At 36.3% G+C, this 18,954-nt stretch carries 10 protein-coding genes; all 10 read right to left on the reverse strand.

The genetic code is table 11. From position 1 onward, the window contains the following. Nucleotides 1-169: 169 nt before the first annotated feature. On the reverse strand, nt 170-2,218 hold the full coding sequence (locus BMW64_RS08030; RefSeq protein ID WP_040995614.1) for a heavy metal translocating P-type ATPase: 2,049 nt from the start codon (nt 2,216-2,218) through the stop codon (nt 170-172). A gap of 27 nt (nt 2,219-2,245) precedes the next feature. Beyond that, a complete protein-coding gene (locus tag BMW64_RS08035; protein WP_034975913.1) occupies nt 2,246-2,707 on the reverse strand; it encodes an MgtC/SapB family protein in 462 nt (153 codons plus the stop codon). Nucleotides 2,708-2,718: 11 nt separating this feature from the next. After that, entirely contained in the window at nt 2,719-4,449 is a 1,731-nt protein-coding gene (locus BMW64_RS08040; protein ID WP_228400877.1) for an LTA synthase family protein, read from the reverse strand. A 374-nt stretch (nt 4,450-4,823) separates the two neighbouring features. Then, nucleotides 4,824-5,720: a cation diffusion facilitator family transporter gene (locus BMW64_RS08045; protein WP_072410598.1), complete on the reverse strand. Its 897-nt coding sequence runs from the start codon at nt 5,718-5,720 to the stop codon at nt 4,824-4,826. 26 nt (nt 5,721-5,746) lie between these two features. Further along, entirely contained in the window at nt 5,747-6,625 is an 879-nt protein-coding gene (locus BMW64_RS08050) for a bestrophin family protein (protein WP_028123473.1), read from the reverse strand. 125 nt (nt 6,626-6,750) lie between these two features. Continuing rightward, nucleotides 6,751-8,025 (reverse strand): efflux RND transporter periplasmic adaptor subunit, encoded by a 1,275-nt coding sequence (locus tag BMW64_RS08055; protein WP_028123472.1) that lies wholly within the window; start codon nt 8,023-8,025, stop codon nt 6,751-6,753. Nucleotide 8,026: 1 nt separating this feature from the next. Further along, a complete protein-coding gene (locus BMW64_RS08060) occupies nt 8,027-12,391 on the reverse strand; it encodes a CusA/CzcA family heavy metal efflux RND transporter (RefSeq protein ID WP_089999705.1) in 4,365 nt (1,454 codons plus the stop codon). Between the two features lie 159 nt (nt 12,392-12,550). Continuing rightward, entirely contained in the window at nt 12,551-12,880 is a 330-nt protein-coding gene (locus BMW64_RS21075) for a DUF6660 family protein (protein WP_072410597.1), read from the reverse strand. Nucleotides 12,881-13,073: 193 nt separating this feature from the next. Continuing rightward, on the reverse strand, nt 13,074-18,233 hold the full coding sequence (locus BMW64_RS08070; protein ID WP_042279187.1) for a helicase-related protein: 5,160 nt from the start codon (nt 18,231-18,233) through the stop codon (nt 13,074-13,076). Next, nucleotides 18,230-18,910 (reverse strand): hypothetical protein, encoded by a 681-nt coding sequence (locus BMW64_RS08075; RefSeq protein ID WP_034975921.1) that lies wholly within the window; start codon nt 18,908-18,910, stop codon nt 18,230-18,232. The genes BMW64_RS08070 and BMW64_RS08075 overlap by 4 nt, the downstream gene beginning before the upstream one ends. Nucleotides 18,911-18,954 lie beyond the last annotated feature (44 nt).

An 18,954-nucleotide genomic window follows, 5' to 3' on the forward strand; every position in this document is an offset into this window, starting at 1 on the left:
AATAGTATTCAATTTTATATCGTAAAATTGGATGTAACTTCCCTGTTCCCATCTTTTATGGGAACTCAATCTTAATAATATGAGTGGAGGCAAATTTTCCTTAGAATTGTAATATCCTAAGGAAACAGGATACTAGAATTTGCTCTATTTTTATCTGTGATAATCTCTTTTAAAATTTCATTCTTTGAATCCTGACTGCATTGAGTATTGCAATCAAAGCAACTCCCACATCAGCAAATACAGCTTCCCACATCGTAGCCAGTCCACCAGCTCCAAGTACGAGCACGATGGCTTTTACAACAAAGGCAAGAATGATATTCTGCCAGACGATCCTTTTGGTCTTCTTTCCAATATTGATCGCCATAGGTATTTTTGATGGTTTATCATCCTGGATCACAACATCGGCAGTTTCGATGGTCGCATCGCTGCCAAGTCCACCCATTGCTATTCCAACATCACTTAATGCTACTACAGGCGCATCATTTACACCATCACCAACAAAAGCCACACTTTCATTTCTTGCTTTGATTTCTTTGACCTTGTTGACCTTATCTTCCGGAAGCAGGTCTCCAAAAGCATTGTCAATACCGATCTGCTCAGCCACATATTTTACTACAGTTGTCTTGTCACCACTTAGCATAGTCGCTTTTACATTCAAGCTATGAAGTTTTTCAACTGCTTGCTTTGCATCGTCCTTGATTCGGTCGGCAATCGTAATGAATCCTGCAAATTTTCCATCATATGCGATAGCTATCACCGTATATACGATTTTGGATGGGTCTACATCATAACCGATCTTAAATTTATCCAATAGTTTAAAATTACCCACCAGGATTTCCTTCCCATTAGCTCTCGCTTTAAGCCCATGCCCTGCAATTTCTTCAGTATCCTCTAAATTGATCGAATTGTTGATCTCTCCTACAAACTCGTGAACAGCAGTAGCCACAGGATGGGTACTTTTACTTTCAACAACATTGACCAATTGGAGAATCTCATCTTTGTCAAATCCTTCTTTAATGGTAACGTCCTGAACTTTGAAAACACCTTCTGTCATAGTTCCGGTCTTATCCATTACCACATTCTGAATCTCAGCGATCTTATCCAAAAAGTTGCTTCCTTTAAATAATATACCATTGCGGCTCGCTGCTCCGATACCTCCAAAATAGCCAAGCGGGATAGAGATCACCAATGCACACGGACAAGATATAACTAAGAAAATCAATGCTCTGTACAACCAATCTCTGAAAACATAATCATCAACAAAGAAATAAGGTACTAAGCAGATCAAAACAGCTAATGCAACCACAATTGGGGTGTAAATTCTTGCAAATTTTCTGATAAAAAGTTCAGTCGGAGCTTTTTGAGCTGTTGCATTTTGTACCAGTTCAAGGATCTTACTGAGTTTGCTATCCTCATAAGCTGTATTAACCTTAATCAAAGCTACGCTGTTCATATTGATCATTCCGGCTAAAACTGTTTCACCTTTATTTTTAGAATCAGGTTTGCTCTCTCCTGTTAACGCTGCGGTATTGAAAGACGCAGAATCGGAGATCAGTTCTCCGTCCAATGCCAGTTTTTCTCCTGATTTTAACTGAATCGTATCCCCGATTTTGGCTTCGGCAGCTTTGATTTTTTTAGGCTGATTATTTTCAATAATCGTTACCTCATCAGGACGTTGATCTAAAAGAGCCTTAATATTGGTTTTAGCTCTCGACACAGCCAGAGTCTGAAAAACCTCTCCTACTGCATAGAACAACATAACCGCTACTCCTTCAGGAAATTCTCCGATAATGAAAGCCCCTATCGTTGCAATGCTCATAAGGAAAAATTCTGAAAACACATCACCTTGTTTGATACTTTCAAATGCCTCTTTTAAAACCGGTAGGCCTACCGGTAGATAAGCAACACCGTACCAGACAATACGTACCCAGTCTTTAAACCATTCAGGCTTAATGTAATTGTCCAATGCAATGCCTGCTAATAACAATACCAAAGAAATAATCGCAGGCAAGAACATCTGAAACGCTGTTTTATCAGTTTCTGCATGATCATGTCCATCATCATCTGTATGTTGATGATCTTCCGTTTTCTTCTTTGGAGCGCAGCATCCGTCTTCTTCAACTAATTTTTTGGCTCCAGCATCTTTATAGATTTTGCCTTCCTGTGGAGTACAGCAGAGCTGCTTTCCATTTTCGTCGTAGATGTGTTTATGTTCCATAATAATATTATTTTTATGATTTTTAGGTTACTTTATATATATATCCTGGTCTGATTGTCTTCCGGTTTTTAGAATTTTTTTATACCAGCCAAATTTGTTAATACTTAAGATGAACAAGGTAAGAACAGTTGCTAAAAAAGATAACAAAAACATGTTCAGTGCAAGGGCAGATCCTATTGCCGATGCAGCCCATAAAGCAGTGGATGTTGTAAGCCCCTGCATGCTTTTGGAACTATCTTTAAATGCCAGTCCAGCTCCGATAAATCCTAAACCGGCAGGTATCGCCGCCAACATTCTCGCTATTGCAGATTTATCATCTGTAAGATGCGAGGCAACTGCCACAAATAAGCAAGAAGCCATACAGAGAACGCCAAAAGTGCGAACCCCTGCATCTTTATGGGCAGTTTCTCTTTCGAAACCTATTATCGCGCCAAAAAACAGTGCTAATAATAATTTTCCGGCAAGTAAAAGTTCAAATTTTAGATCCATTTTATATCACTTTATCTAGTTGTGGTTATATTTCCCTTTTTAATCCGCTTCTGTTTTAATCCTTCATTCTTGAAAAGATAGTAGGCCGACTGATAATTTGCTATCGCTTTTTTTACATACTGTTCAGACAGCATCTCTGGATTTTGTTTATTTTTCTCCTTGTCATACAAATACGTCTCTGTTTTTTGCTGTGGACCTAGAATAACCAATTTGTTGTTTTCCATATATCCAAGTTTCTGATAGGTACTTACAAATATTCTTGGAATATAGCTTTCGCCTAAAACATTTTTACCATAAAGATTACTCTGATATGTCCAACCTAAAAGTGCGAAAAGTGTTGGATACAAATCGATCTGAGAGCACATTTTTTCAATTCTGAATGGTTCGTTGTCGTTCAGGTTGACAATCATTGCAGGGATATGGTATTTTGCGACATCGATATCGTTCTTGCCCGCACTGCTGGCACAATGATCTGCAACAATTATAACAATGGTATTTTTGTACCAGGATTTATTCTTTATCTTTTTAAAAAACTGACCGATCGCATAATCTGTGTATTTCACGGCGCCTTCCCTTCCCGATCCCGAGGGAATATCAATCTTTCCTTCAGGATATGTATAAGGACGATGATTGGAAGTGTTCATTACAAAATCGTAAAAAGGTTTCCCCGCTGCAAATTTTTGATCTGCTTGCTTTATCACCTGATCATAAAGATTTTCATCACTAATACCCCAGGCATTTTCAAAAGTGACCTCATTGTCTTCTATTGGTATTCTTGGAGACTGATAATCTTCCCCTACAAAAGAATTTCTTTTCCTGTCAACAATTGTGTATCCATTATTACCGAAATAATTATTCATATTATCAAAATATCCATCACCACCATATAAGAATGAAGTATCATATCCCTTTTGACCGAAGATAGATCCTACAGTGGTCAGATTATCGTTGTCTTTCCTACGAACAATACTATTCCCCGGTGTAGGCGGAACGGCAAGTGAAAGTGCCTCCATTCCTCGCACGGTTCTTGTTCCGGTAGCATACATATTGGTAAATAAAATGCTTCGATTCGCCAATGAGTCCAACGTAGGTGTCAGATTCTGATTGTTGCCAAATGTTTTCATAAAGTCTGCACTGAAACTTTCCAATGTGATCATAATAACATTGGGCTTCTCAGAGGAGTCATCTCCCTTAATGTTACGTACAATTGAGAAATCTTTTGATACATAATGTGAGTCAGTTTCCTGCAGATCAGTTCTCACAATATTAAACGCCTCTCTATTATCGATGAGTGTGTAGAAGTGCTCATAATTGATCTCGTTATTTTTATAAGCTGAAAAAAAAGAATAGATTCCTGATTTTGACAACTCATTCCTATACCTGTTCTCACTGCTCTCTGCTAAACTGTTGTCAATAAAAAATGTGTAGAAGACTGAAATAAAAAGCAATCCTAAAAAAATAGTGAATCGCTGTATAAAAGGTGTACTGCCTTCAAAATTATCTGTGAAATAATGCCTCTTATAGAAAAGTAAAAATACCAAAGAGGTCATTAGTAACATGGCTGTAATGAGCAATGGCAAAGGATATGATTCATTAATATTATTGATTACTTCATAGGTATAAACCAAATAATCAACTGCAATAAAATTAAACCGACTTTCAAATTCCTGCCAGAATGTTACTTCAGCAAAAAATGAAAACAACAATATAAGCACAGCTACAGTAAAACAAAAAAAAGTCATAGCTCTATTGAAAAGCGAATTATTATATTTCTGGGGAAACAAAAGCAGATATAGGCTGTATGGTAGCACAAAAAATACCCCTACACCAATATCAAACAAAAATCCCATAGCAAATACTTTCAACAATGAAATAAAACTAAGATCAGCTTTTTGAATGCTGGCCACAGAAAGCCCTATCCTAAGAAAAAAGGACAAGATCATGTATAATAAGAAAAAATTAGTGAGCAGGCTATAAGTGCTTCTCTTAATTTTAATTAGTCTCATAAACAAGTTTTATAAGTGATTAAAACATTATTATCCTTTGAAATCAATTTTATGTGATAGAGAACTAACCATTAGATTTTATTTATTATCAATCTATTTTTACCGTTCATCTATAAGTGTATTACACTTTCATCATAGCCTTCATATTCGATTTGAAAAGTGGTGTGGGTTATTTTAAAATCTGTTGTCACTTTGTCTGTTAATATTTTCAGGATTTCGTTGCGATTTTTATTTTCATCTGCAATCACATGAGCACTCATGGCATTAACGCCTGACGTAAGAGACCAAACATGAAGATCGTGGAGTCCCTTGATTTCCGGGAGTTCTTCCAGTGATGCTCTAAGCTTGCTGATATCTACATCTTTCGGTGTACCTTCCAATAAGACATTAACCGCTTCCATAAGCAACTTTAAGGTTCTGGGAATGATTAATAGACCTATTGCCGCAGAAATGATCGGATCTGCGTAATACCATTGTGTTGTCAGCATTATCACACCTGCGATCATTACTCCTACGGATGTCAGCATATCCGACAAGACCTCAAAATAAGCACCTTTCATATTAAGACTTTCATTGGAGTCCTTTCTTATGATAAGGATACCGATGATATTGACCACAAAACCAATTCCTGCAACGATCATCATGGAGCCACTTTGCACTTCAGGAGGATTTTTAAATCTTTGAAATGCCTCATATAAAACAAATAATGAGATACCCAATAGCACAACAGCATTAATCACAGCAGCCAAAATCTCTGTGCGATAGTACCCAAATGTTTTTTCAGGACTAGCCTTTCTCTCACCAATTTTGATTGCAATAAATGCTAGGAGTAAACCGACAACATCTGTTAGCATGTGAGCAGCATCCGCAAGCAATGCAAGACTTTTTGTTGCAATTCCTCCAATGACTTCAGCAATAAGATAAGTACCACTTAGTGCTAGGACGATGAGTAAATTTTTCTTATGTCTGCTTGATGCAGATCCAGTCTGTTTATTTGTGTCGCTCATAATTTTATGTATTTACTAGATTGACTCTACATTTCGAAGTAAGTATTATTTTCTTTTTTAACAGGAATATCATTTTCTTTGATCATCTGTAAAATATTGATTTCTATAGTTTGTGCAATAGATGTCATTGGCGTATCCACAGGAGTATTCTCGAAAGGATCCTGCATGATGATTGCTGTTTTCTCAATGGCTATAAATAGCAGAGGAATAGTGATCGTTGTAATAATTTCCAAGGTGAGCTGGGAATCTTCCAATCCGAAAGGGAGTATAAAAGCAAAAACATATATAAGAGTATGCAGTAAAATACTATAGGCACGTGGAAATACCGTATTTTTCAATCTTTCACATTTTCCCATATTGTCACACAGCCTCATGAGAACTTCGTTAAGCTGAACCTCCTTGAAATCTGATACCAATCCTTTTTCGGCTATTTGTCTTAAGTGATAAGAATGTTCATCCAAAATTGCATTGGGTATATTAACAGCGTTAATCTGATGCATATTCAAATACTCCCCTACTTTACCGGAAAAAGGCTGTTTTCTTAATGCTTCGCCTAACGCATAGACCCATACGATTTGTCTTTCTGCAAATATTTTAACGTCCGCACTATCCTGAGGAATGAACTGAATAATTAATCGGATAAGAGACCTGGAATCATTAACAATAGCACCCCAAACGGTTCTTGCTTCCCACCATCTCTCGTATGACTGCGCCGTCCTAAATGCAAGTAGCAGTGATACAGCAGTTCCTAAAATTGCGGGAATGCTTAATGGAATTGATATTTTTTTGAAAATAGGATGCAGATCCAACAAACCTATACCTACAGCAAGTATAACAATCAGTAATATTTGGCTTTTAATTTGATCAATAAAATACCAGATTGAAATTTTCTTGTTTAGTAACATAACTTTTGTTTATAGATTTGATATAACATTATGATACGTAGTTCACGATTTAATTCGATTCGTAGCATAATGTTATTTTTTATTACAGCTGAAACTTTTATATAAAGGCTTTCGTAATAATAAATCTAATCTTCATGCCCTCCTGAATTAGATAATTTAGCATTGACGAAGAATGCACCTTTTACCACAATGTTTGTATCAGGTGCAATTTTGGTCACTGGAGTGATTGCAGTATAACCTAGATCTGAAGAACCTTTAACAATTTCTATTTTCTCAAAATTCAATGTTTTTCCTTGATTCTTGGTATGCGCTGCCTCTTTTGTACCTTCCTCTTTCTCACCCCCTTCTTCCTCTTCAGCATGTTCTTCAGGCTTTTTAGAAGTCTGTATGAAAACATAGAATTTACCGTCAGCTTCCACGATTGCTTCATCAGGAACGGCAGCGGTGCTTGAGTTTCCAAGGCTTACCATTCCGGTAACATTCATCCCATCGATCAACCCCACTTTATTTCCTGTAACACTCGCATGTACAGAGATCGTTTTACTCTCATTTTCGAATGACGACCCGATACTAAATACGGTAGCGTTATACAAAGTTTCCGGATTATTGGTCAGCTTAAACTGTACAGTTTGTCCAACTTTCATTTTAGGTAGATCCTTTTCAAAAACCTGAAGATCTAAATGGATAGAACTATTATCAATAATATCAAGAACTGGTGATGCCACATCAACATAACTTCCAATCTGCGCATTGATACTGCTTACGGTTCCACTGATCGGTGAAGTTATAACCAACCCAGATCGTAGATTACCATTGCTTACTTTACCCGGGCTGATCCCCATAAGCTGGAGCTGTCTCTGTAGTGATGATCTTTGGGTTCTTAAACTTTTTAATTCAGCATCAGAGCTTTGCAGATTCTTTTTTGCTCCGGCATCATTATCAAATAGTTCACGTTGCCTTCTATATTCCTGTTCAGCAAACGCGATCCTGCTGTTCACTGTAAGATATTGCTCCTGAAGCTGAATATACTCGGGATTATTGATTGATGCAATTACCTGCCCTTTCCTCACATGATCTCCTATCTGTACATTTAATGTCTTAATCACCCCACCATACAGAGAGGTAACGGTAGCTTTTCTATTGTTGGGAACACTCAATACACCATTGGCTTTAACAAGTGAGGTCAGATCTTTCATCTCAATTTTACCTAAGGAGATTCCGACTGCTTTCATTTGTTCTTCTGTTAATGCCGCGATCGTTTGCGGTGCCTCTTCATGAGCCTCCTCTACCTGTTCGGTTTTTGCTTTTACTTCCGTTTCCTCAGAGGCTTCTTTTTTTCCACAGCTTAAGACTAAAAAAGAAATTAACAGCGTAGATACTATATTATATTTAATTTTCATTTTATTTGTTTATGATAGAATTAATGGTAATAACAGATTGATTAACCTGTTGAATCGATTCGAGATACTTTAATTGAATATTGGTAGAAGTCTGAAGCGCAAAAAGATATTCAACGTAGGAAATTTCTCCTGTTTTATATCCCAATTGTCCGGCTTTAGCTATTTTCTCAGCATTGGGTATAGCCTGATTAATATAATAATTATATTGCTCTACATCCTGCTGATATTGATTCAAAGCGTTTTCCAGTTGCGCTTCCAGCTGTTTTTGCTGTAATTTTGCATTAGATTCCGCTACTTGCTTTTGGAACTCCCAAGATTGCATTCTCGCTTTTGTAGCACCGAAAGTCAGGGGAATCGTAACGCCAATAGTTGCTGCGTGAAATCTATTTCCCGCATTAAAATTCCGATCCATACCATTGATCGTCTGGGTACCGATTAAAGACTGATTGGTGTAACCTATACTGAAATCAGGTAGGCCCAGAGACCTTTCAACGTTTTTATTTTTTTCTGCTATGGTCATCTCCTGATAGTAAGACCTTACTGTTGGATGATTCGCTATTGACGCGCTGTCAAATACATAATTAGCTTTCAGGGGCTCATAATTTGTGTTATAAGGAACCGAGATGTCTCCCGAAGTATTCAATAAGGTTTTTAAGTTTTTGTATGCATTATTCAAATAAACTTCATTTTGCTTCAACAACAAATTGATCTCCCCTTTCTGAGTTTCTGCAGTATTGATCTCTATCTTTTTAATATCTCCTGATTTAAATCTGACCGTAGCAATTCTTATAAAATCCTGATATAAACTATCCAGATTTTTTAATTTTGACTGGTTAAATTGCAGATATTCGATCTGATAGTAATAGGTCCTAACCTGTCTTGCAAGTTCGTTGACCGAAATCTCCTTATTGATCTGCTTTCCTTTGATCTGTTCAGCGATAAGTTCTCTTCTTGCTTTAAACAATGTTGGAAACGGAATACTTTGAGATATAGAAAAAGATTGATCGAATTTTTTACTGTTGTATTGGCCTAACTGAGCATCTAAACTCATTTTTGGAAGTTCTTTAGCAGTAGGTTTCAGTACCTCTGTTACTTTAATATCCAAATCTTTCGACCGCATTAAATTATTGTTGGTCAATGCGATGCTCGTAGCTTCCTCAACTGTAACAGGGGTACCTTGTTGTGCGTTAAAGGTCTGTCCAATGAATAAAAAACCTAAAACTAAAACCGCTGTCAGTGGCTTATTACCTGAAGGCTTTTTGATTTTTAGTTTAGTACTGAAGATAATGTATAACATCGGTAAAACAAAAAGAGTCAAGAAAGTTGCTGTAACCAGTCCCCCGATTACAACGGTCGCCAAAGGTTTCTGAACTTCTGCCCCGGCTCCGGTTGAAATTGCCATAGGTAAAAATCCTAATGATGCGACTGTGGCTGTCATTAAAACAGGTCTCAGACGAGTTTTAGTTCCTTCCATCACACGTTTTAAAATATTGGTTTCACCTTCCTTCTCTAACTCGTTAAATGTTCCGATCAACACAATACCATTAAGTACCGCTACACCAAATAATGCAATAAACCCAATTCCCGCGCTGATACTAAAAGGCATACCGCGAAGCATTAACGCGAATATACCGCCGATAGCACTCATTGGAATTGCCGTAAAGATCAAGGCAGCCTGCTTTAGCGAACCAAAAGTAAAATATAACAGCATAAAGATCAAAAATAATGATACAGGTACAGCAATGGTCAGTCGTTTACTGGCAGCTTTAAGATTCTCAAATTGTCCGCCATATGTATAATAATATCCTGATGGTAATTTTTCTTTATTAAGCTTCTGCTGGATTTCTTCTACTACACTTTCTACATCTCGGCCTTTTACGTTAAAACCAATGACGATTCTCCTTTTACCTGCCTCACGACTAATCTGTGCGGGGCCAAGTTTATAATTGATATTGGACACCTGTGAAAGCGGGATCTGTATTCCTGTCTTCGTAGACACCATCAGATTGTTGACATCATCAATACTGGTTCTATGTAAACTATCCAAACGAACCACCAGATCAAACCTTCTTTCATTCTCAAATACCTGACCTGCAGCCTGACCTGCAAAAGCAGTACTTACAGCAGTATTTACGTCTTCAATATTCAGCCCGTAATTAGCCATTCTTGTGCGGTCATATTCAACATTAATTTGCGGAAGACCACTAACACGTTCGATCTGTGGAGCACTCGCACCATTAACAGACTGAATAATTTTTGCTGTTTTATCCGCATATATCGCTAAAGAATCTAAATTTTCACCGAAAATTTTAACCGCTACATCTTGTCTGATTCCTGTCATCAACTCATTGAAACGCATCTGGATCGGTTGATTTTTTTCGAAAAATACCCCGGGAATAGCTTCAAGCTTTTCAGAGATCTCATCTGCTAATTCATCATATGATTTTTTTGTTTTCCATTCACTTTGCGGTTTTAAGATCACCATCATATCAGTAGCTTCAGGAGGCATTGGATCAGTAGGCACTTCAGCAGCACCGGTCTTCCCTACAACCATTTTAACTTCGTCAAACTGCTTGATCAGCCTGGAGGCCTGCATAGAGGTTTCAATACTCTGACTTAATGAACTTCCCTGTGGAAGAATACAGTGAAAAGCAAAATCACCTTCTTGGAGTTGAGGGATAAACTCGCCCCCCATTCTTCCAAATATAAATAATGAAACTGCAAATAATGCAACAGTAACACTTACTAACCAATATTTTACTTTTAAAGCTTTCTCTAGTAGAGGTTGATAGATTTTTTGGAGTCGGTTCATCATTTTATCTGAGAAATTTTCTTTATGCGAGATTTTCTTCGATAAAAAAAGTGCACTCATCATTGGAATATAGGTCAATGATAATATCAATGCACCAAAGATTGCAAAACCTACAGTTTTAGCCATCGGAGTAAACATCTTACCCTCAACACCTACTAACGTTAAAATAGGAATGTAGACAATCAAAATAATAATCTCCCCAAATGCTGCGCTGCTTCTGATTTTAGAAGCTGAAAGAAATACCTCTTCATCCATCTCAGACTGGGTAAGAAGACGTGTTGTTTTCCGCAATCCTAAGTGATGAAGAGTCGCTTCAACAATAATAACAGCTCCGTCGACAATTAATCCAAAATCAATCGCCCCTAAACTCATTAAGTTGGCACTTACTCCGAAAACGTTCATCATTCCCAAAGCAAAGAGTAAGGACAACGGAATGGCAGATGCCACAATAAGACCGGCTCGTAAATTACCGAGAAATACTACCAGCACAAAAATCACTATCAACGCTCCTTCGATAAGATTTTTCTCGACAGTATCAATAGCTCTGCCAACTAGATTAGTTCTGTCTAAATAAGGCTCAATAATCACATCAGTAGGTAAAGATTTTTGAATAGTTGGTATTTTTTCTTTGATTAATTGCACTACCTCATTACTATTAGCACCTTTAAGCATCATCACCACTCCACCTACAGCATCCACCTCACCATTAAATGTCATGGCACCATATCGAACCGCACTTCCCAAACGAACCTCAGCAACATCTTTAATGAATATAGGCACACTCCCTGTTTCATTTTTAACTACAACATTCCCAACATCTTCAAGAGAGGTCACAAGTCCAATTCCACGGATAAAATAAGCATTAGGCTTTTTGTCAATGTAGGCTCCGCCTGTGTTCTGATTATTTTTTTCAAGAGCTGCAAAAATATCAGAAATACTAACTCCCATCGCTCGTAGACGATCAGGGTTAACAGCGACCTCATATTGTTTTAGCTGTCCTCCGAAGCTGTTAATCTCTGCAACTCCGGGAGTACCATTAAGCTGTCTTCGAACGATCCAGTCCTGCATTGTACGAAGTTCTTTGGAATCGTATTTTTTCTCACTTCCTTTCTTTGGATGAAGGATGTATTGATATACTTCCCCAAGTCCTGTACTTACCGGAGCCAACTCTGGTGTGCCAATTCCTTTTGGAATTTCTTCAGCAGCCTGCTTCAGCTTTTCACTGATCAATTGGCGGGCAAAATAAACGTCAACCTCTTCTTTAAATACAACAGTGATTACAGACAAACCGAATCGTGAAATACTTCTGGTCTCCTCAATATCAGGAACATTAGCAATACTCTGTTCTATAGGGAATGTCACCAACTGTTCAACTTCCTGACCGGCCAAAGTAGGACATACCGTGATTATTTGAACCTGATTGTTGGTGATGTCGGGTGTGGCATCGATCGGAAGTTTGGTTGCGCTCCAAACTCCCCAAATAATCAACAACAAGGTCATTATACCAATGACAATCTTGTTCTTGATGCTAAATCTTATGATTTTATCTAACATGAGAATATAATTTTTATTGAATGTCACAACTACCTTTTGGAACAACTATTTGTTCTAAAAATCGAGCGACAAAAATGAGTAAGAATACAACGCAATGCTATTGCAATGTTTCCATAACTGTTTTGACGAAAGACAATTCTTCCGTCTGATTAACAAAAATTATATTTTAGGAGGTTGCCATATCTGATCGTACACCAAATATGCAAAGTCATTCTTTATGAAAAGAATTTTTTTAGAATAGTACTCTTTTATCTGTTTACGATATTCTAAAACAGGATTTATTTTGAGCGAAGTAACGCTGATTCTGCAGCAATTACAATAACAAAAAGGAGAACAAGAATCTGTTTTTGAATGAGCATCGTTTTGCTCAGATTTTATATAGGAATATGATACATTTTCATTTTTTGATTGCGCTTTTGCAACATCCATGCATGGCATTAATGATAATGCCATGAAGTAGACTGTAAAAAGCAATCTTAGAAAATTCATGCGACAAAGTTAATTATTTTACATTTATAAATATATATTAAATTTTATCTATTTTTTTAAAATTTATTACTAACAAGACTTTTAAAAAAAATTATTTATACTACAGTATCTTACAAAGCACAAATCTCTTTTAATAATCCGTACTAAACAATCAATATAAATATATCTTACTAAGCTATATACAAATAAATAACTACCTTCTTCGGACAACATTCTGAAAATTATCTAAGTAAATATTCTCTTTTTGGTTTAATACTTTATCTATAAAATCTACTGTTGTTAAATTGTTATATAAAACTGTATTTTCCCTCGCTCTTTCTCTCACATAATTTCTATTTTCATTCGCTTTAAGCTGTTCCTCTTTTTCTATTCTGTATTGAACTACTAAATTTTCTCTAACTGCTGGAAGCTCTTCCAGCTTTTTATCCAGTTCCGCAATTTTATCTTCAGTCATTTTGGTTTGATATTCAATTTGAGTAACATCTATTCCTTTCTGAGCTAAATTTTCAATTACTTCTTGTACTTGAACTTTATGAAGTTCAATTGTTTTTTGATATGATGGTAATTGGGTTGCCCAATATTCAGCATTTGCATCGCCATTTTTCGAATAGCCTTCAATTCTATTATATGAATGCTCGGCTTGGGTTACCAATTCTTTTACTTTCAAAACATCTTCATATTTTCTCAGAACAAATGCACTATCGGCCAAATGTTTATTTTTTTCACTTTCAATCTTCTTTTTAATGAGTTCGATTTCGATATTGGCTCTGGTTTCGGGATTGGTAATGATGGAGGTTTTTAATTCTTGAGTCCTGATGTCTGAAATATCCAAAACATCGGCTCCTTTTTTCATTGCTTCTAAATATCTTGCCTGTTTGGATTGCAGTTTTTGAAGCATAAACACATCAATACTGTCATTGGTCAGCATAAAATTAACCCGCACATTTTCGTTCTTGTTTCCTTGCCTCCAGGCTCGTCCTTCCACTTGTCGGAGTGACGTAAAATTATATGGCAACGTAAGCATATAAACATCGGTTGTGTTTTCCTGAAGGTTCATTCCTTCCTGAATGGCTTCACTTCCAATAACTACTTTTATTTTTCCTTCATTAAAATCATTTTGAATAGAAATTCTTTGGTTTTTATTGGTCGCCCCGGTAATGATTCCGATTTCTTCGGGTTTGTAACCAATTTCTGTTATGAGATATTCTTTTATTTTTGGAAACTGAGCAACTGCTAATTCAGAATACACAATTTGTCCTGAGTCAGGAAGATCTTTTTTGTTCTGCCTTATCAAATCCATCGTGTCTTTTAACTTCGGAGAATTTTCTATGAATTTTTTTATTGAAGGTTCTTCGCCATCATAAAATGGCGATAAATACGGTGAAATAGCAATCAATCTGGCATTGAGAATATGTGTTAAAATTGCTCCTTTTTCAGTCTCACTGAAATTTTCATTGAGCAGCTCATACTGTTCTCTTGTGAGATCATTCTGTTCAATTTTATATTCTTTGTTAATTTTGTTGGGACGAATTAATTCAGGATTGTCTTCTTCTCCTTTTATATCAATGAATTCCGAAAGTAATTGTTGAAACAGCGAATTATTTTTAAATCTCCGAACGTTGGCTTTAAATTTCACATCACCCTTTGCATCAATTTCCATATCATTATCCGCTTCCATAAAGGTCTCGAAGAAAGTATTGACGTTGAAATATCCCGATTCTTCTAATCTTTTATTTGCTATTAAAGAAAGAATGGAATAATATTCCAAAGGCTTGTTGGTAAAAGGCGTTGCGGAAAGCAAGGTCACATTTCTTCCGTCGTTTTTGTCTTGAATGTACTGAGCTGCCATCCAGGTATTGATTCCCAGTTTGGAAGTCTGTTGGTTTTGACTTCTAAAATCGGACGCAAATCTTCGGTCCTCAATTTTTACTTTTCCTACAATATGATTGGCATTGTGAACTTCGTCGTAAGTCAAATGGTCGAATCCAAAATCTTCCCAGTCATAGATTTTACCACGCTTCATTTTTCCCTCAATCTCCTTTTCTTTCTGAAACTCAATTTGGAGGTCTCTTTCGGTATTGGTAACGCCCTTCATTTCACTTGCAGAGATGTAACTGAATTTTGACGAAAGTTCTTCGGTTATTTCTGATGAAAATCCAATATTGTTAAAACCTTCATAAGTAACGATGGTTATTTCTCCGTCTTTATTATCAAATTTTGAAAGGTCATAATCTTTCCCCAAATTCCCTAAAACATTAACTTTCGCGTTGGGAATCGTTTCAAAAATCGTTTCCACCCATTGTTTCATAATGCTGTCATTCGGAACTACGATGATTGGTCTTTTCGCATTTCCTCTTTCCATTGCTTCGTGCATTGAAAGGATTCCGGACAATGTTTTTCCATAACCCACTTCGTGCGCTAAAAGTCCTACGCCTTTTGTGGTCTGTCTTCCGATTCCCGCCTTCTGAACCTCTGCTAATCTAAATTCCTTTCCTTTGAAATTCTTATGAATCTTTGAAAACAATGGGAATTTAGAATAATCCGGAACGTGGATGTTATTGTAATTGCGGTTAAAATCTTTTACAAAACGAGTTCTAATGTCATCTGATAATTCTTCACGTACAAATTTGTAAAACAAATCATTCGCAGCAGCTTTTCGTCTTTCTCTGACTAACGCATTTCGCTCTTTATCGCTTCCTGTAACCGTTTCATTATCTACAAAGCTTCGCACTTCCCAAGCTGAAGAACCCGCAAAGGCTTCACTTGACAAAGTGCCTACAAAGTCTTTGAATCTTTCCGCAAGATTGTAATCTACAATGACTGATTCGGTACGTTTTGTAATATGATTATATTGGTCTTTTTCTATTTGGCCTAACTCAAATTTGTGCACGAACTCGTGGTTCGGACTGATATAAATTTCATCTAAAGATTTCGCTTTTGGTAGAACATTTTCTAATAATGCTTTTTGTTTTTCGTACTGATTTTCCGTTCCACCAACAGCATTTTTATCTGCAAAATCTTTTTCGAGCTGCTCTAACTTCGCATAAATATTTCCTTCTGCATAATAAAAATCGTGAATCCAAACTCCATCAGAATAATTTGAAAATTTGGAATGTTTTTCGTGATTGTTGAGCGTTCCATCGTAAGATGTATCTCTGAATGCTTCAATTTGTTCTTTCGTAATGTTTGAACTATTTTGCAAGGAAGTATTTACAATTTCATCCTGTTTGGAGAATTGATATTTTAAAATTCCTTTCTTTATGGAAGGCTCCGTTTGGACTTTATATTCCTTCTCAGTTCTCGTATTGTGAATAGAAATTATTCTATCACTTTTTTCTATCAATTCTTTTAATTTTTCTTCTGAAAACGATGCTGGTTTTGTGATTAAATCTTCGCGCAGTTTTTCATACTTTCTTATTTCAGTCGTAATGGTGGGAGATTTAAACTTGATGTTATTGAGTTTAGAAAGTACCAATTCAATTTTTTCTTGAGTTTCTGTTAAATTCAACTCATCTATTTTCTCCGCAATAATTTCTTTTTTTACAGGAACTTTTGTAACAGAATTGGACTCAGTATTTTCTAAAAACAAATCTTCAAAAAGATTTCCGATTCTCTCGGTTTCTTTTTTATTTTTAAATTGTTCAATCTTAAAGAGAGCTTCATCCAAATTTCCGTGGATATAATTTTCCAAACGCCCAAAACGATTGGTTTTCTCACGGTTTTCCCCGAGAACTCTTGTGTGATTATTTTCAAAATATTTGGAAATATCCGCAGAAATCTGGTGATTGTTTTTTTTGAGAATGATAATATCCGTTCCGATTTGTGTTCCTGCAAAAGCGCCATTGGGTAAACGGAAACCTTCCAAAACACTAGCATTCTGTAAATTCTTTTGTCGGTTGAGCCAACCTGATGGAAGAACCATCGCCAAAACGCCGTTGGGTTTCAAAGAATCTAATGACCGTTTAACAAAATAATCTTCGTATTTTGAAATTTTAGGTTCTTCGCCTAATCCTTTGTAAAGCCCACGATGTTCGCCATAAGGCGGATTTCCGATGACCAAATCATATCTTTCTGAAAAATCTTTTGAGTCTTTTTTATTACCTCTGTCATCAATAAATTCAGTTTCAAACGAACGAAGGTTGATCTCGACTTCGGGATGTAGAATTTTTGCAATTTTCGCCGTGGTTTCGTTGATTTCAAAGCCTGTAATTTTAGAATTTACAGATAATTCGCGAGTGGCATAGATAAAATTTCCTGTACCAACGCTGGGTTCTAAAACAGAAATTTCTTTTTGAGTTTTGAAATGGTCTTTGATTAAATTGCGGACTGCATCGACAATTTTATCTTGTGTGTAATATTCATCTAAAATCCCTCTGCCTTCTTTTGCGGTTCCGCCACTTTGGAATTGATTGCAGATTTCTTTTAAATCATCCGTGACTTTCAGATTTTCTTTGAGAAGAATTCTGTTGTCATTAGAAACAAAACAAGCTGCAGAAACTACTTCCGCAACTTGTTCATTATTAAGTTTTCGCCCTTTATATTTTGAAATGAGAACATCTAGCTCTACCTTATTTGTTGAATTTTCACTTACCTCGGAAGGTCTTCTATCGGATCTTCTTCTATCGGATATAGCTCTCCCGGATACGATTCCGCCCAAGGAATATTCTCTTCCCTCATTTTTTTCATCATTTTGCGGTTGTGTTCCTCCATTGGATCCTCTTCCTCGGTTTCGGTTTCCCAAATCGCTCCGTTCTGTGCCTGCAAGTCCATTTCCAGCATTGTTGCTGCCCACTGCTTGTCCGCTTTCGTAACTTCCGTTTTGCTCGGATTGGATTTTTGAGCCAAGTTCTCCAGTGTTTTGTTCAGGTGTTCCGTTTCCCACTTGCTGAGGATCGGATGTTGTTCCGGATTCAATTGCATTGCTTTCATTTTCAGAAATTTTTGGTTCAACTAAATTAGTATTTTTATCTTGAAAATTGAGTTTATTCTCTAAATATTCGGTCAGGTCTTGATTCCCATTTTCAGAAATTTCATACAACGGACGAACGTCTTTGATATTTTTGCCATTAAATTCTGTAAGAATTTTTCTGGTTATTGCATTTCCTGTTCTGTCCCCGCTCAGACATAAAAACATTTTGCCATCATAATTCTGGTATCTATTGAGGAACTTTTTGCTATTGGAACCGGAATTTAAGGTAATAATTGTTCTATTATTGACTTGCTTGTTCAATTGAAGAAGCTCCAAGAATGAAAGCATATCCTTACTGTTTGTGAAAACAATAAGTTCCTTTTTATTTCCTTCAACTACAGAAATGTCATCATTTATCTCATTAAAAAAATCTTCATCTTTCACTTTTTTCTGTTTTTTATGAAGTGGTTAAATTCAAAAATTTCTTTGGCTTCACTGTCCCAGTTTTTTCTTGATATTAATTGAAGCGTCACGAATATGTCCGTCTTTTTATTGTAAGAATCAATCCTTTCGAGCCTTCCGTGGTAGTCCTTTTCCGCGTGTTTGTAAATAGAGTACGGTAAAATAGTATCCGTTGGATAAATGTAAAACCGGGTGTACATCCAAGGTGAGTTGATTTCAAATCGTTTGTATTTTTTCTTAAACAAAACCGTATCATTCAGATTTTTTCTGTTTCTGTAATTGGGGATTTTTTCCTGAGAAAACAATGTTCCTCCTTTTTTCTTTTCAACCGAAAGCGGCTTTTGTTTCTTTATGATGTCTGACAGAATAATTTTGCCGGGATTTTCATTTTCAATAGTATAGCACAATGAATCTTTAATGAAATAAATCTGTTGGGTTATTTCGGGAGCATCAACATCCGGAATCCTTTCTATTATGGAATCTCCTGAATAATTAAGGCTTGACAAATGAAAACTTTGGATATTGTTCAGATTTTTGGAAACATCAAAATATACATTGGAGACAACATCGATTCCTCCTTTTTCGGATTTGATTTCTTTGTGGCAGGAAGTGCTTACAAAAAGAAAAAACAAGCTGGGTAGTATTAAAAGTTTTTTCATAGATATAGGGTTTAAAAAAGCGGCAGCCTAATTAATTTGACTTA

This window comes from Chryseobacterium taichungense (genome assembly GCF_900109935.1).
GTDB classification, from domain to species: domain Bacteria; phylum Bacteroidota; class Bacteroidia; order Flavobacteriales; family Weeksellaceae; genus Chryseobacterium; species Chryseobacterium taichungense.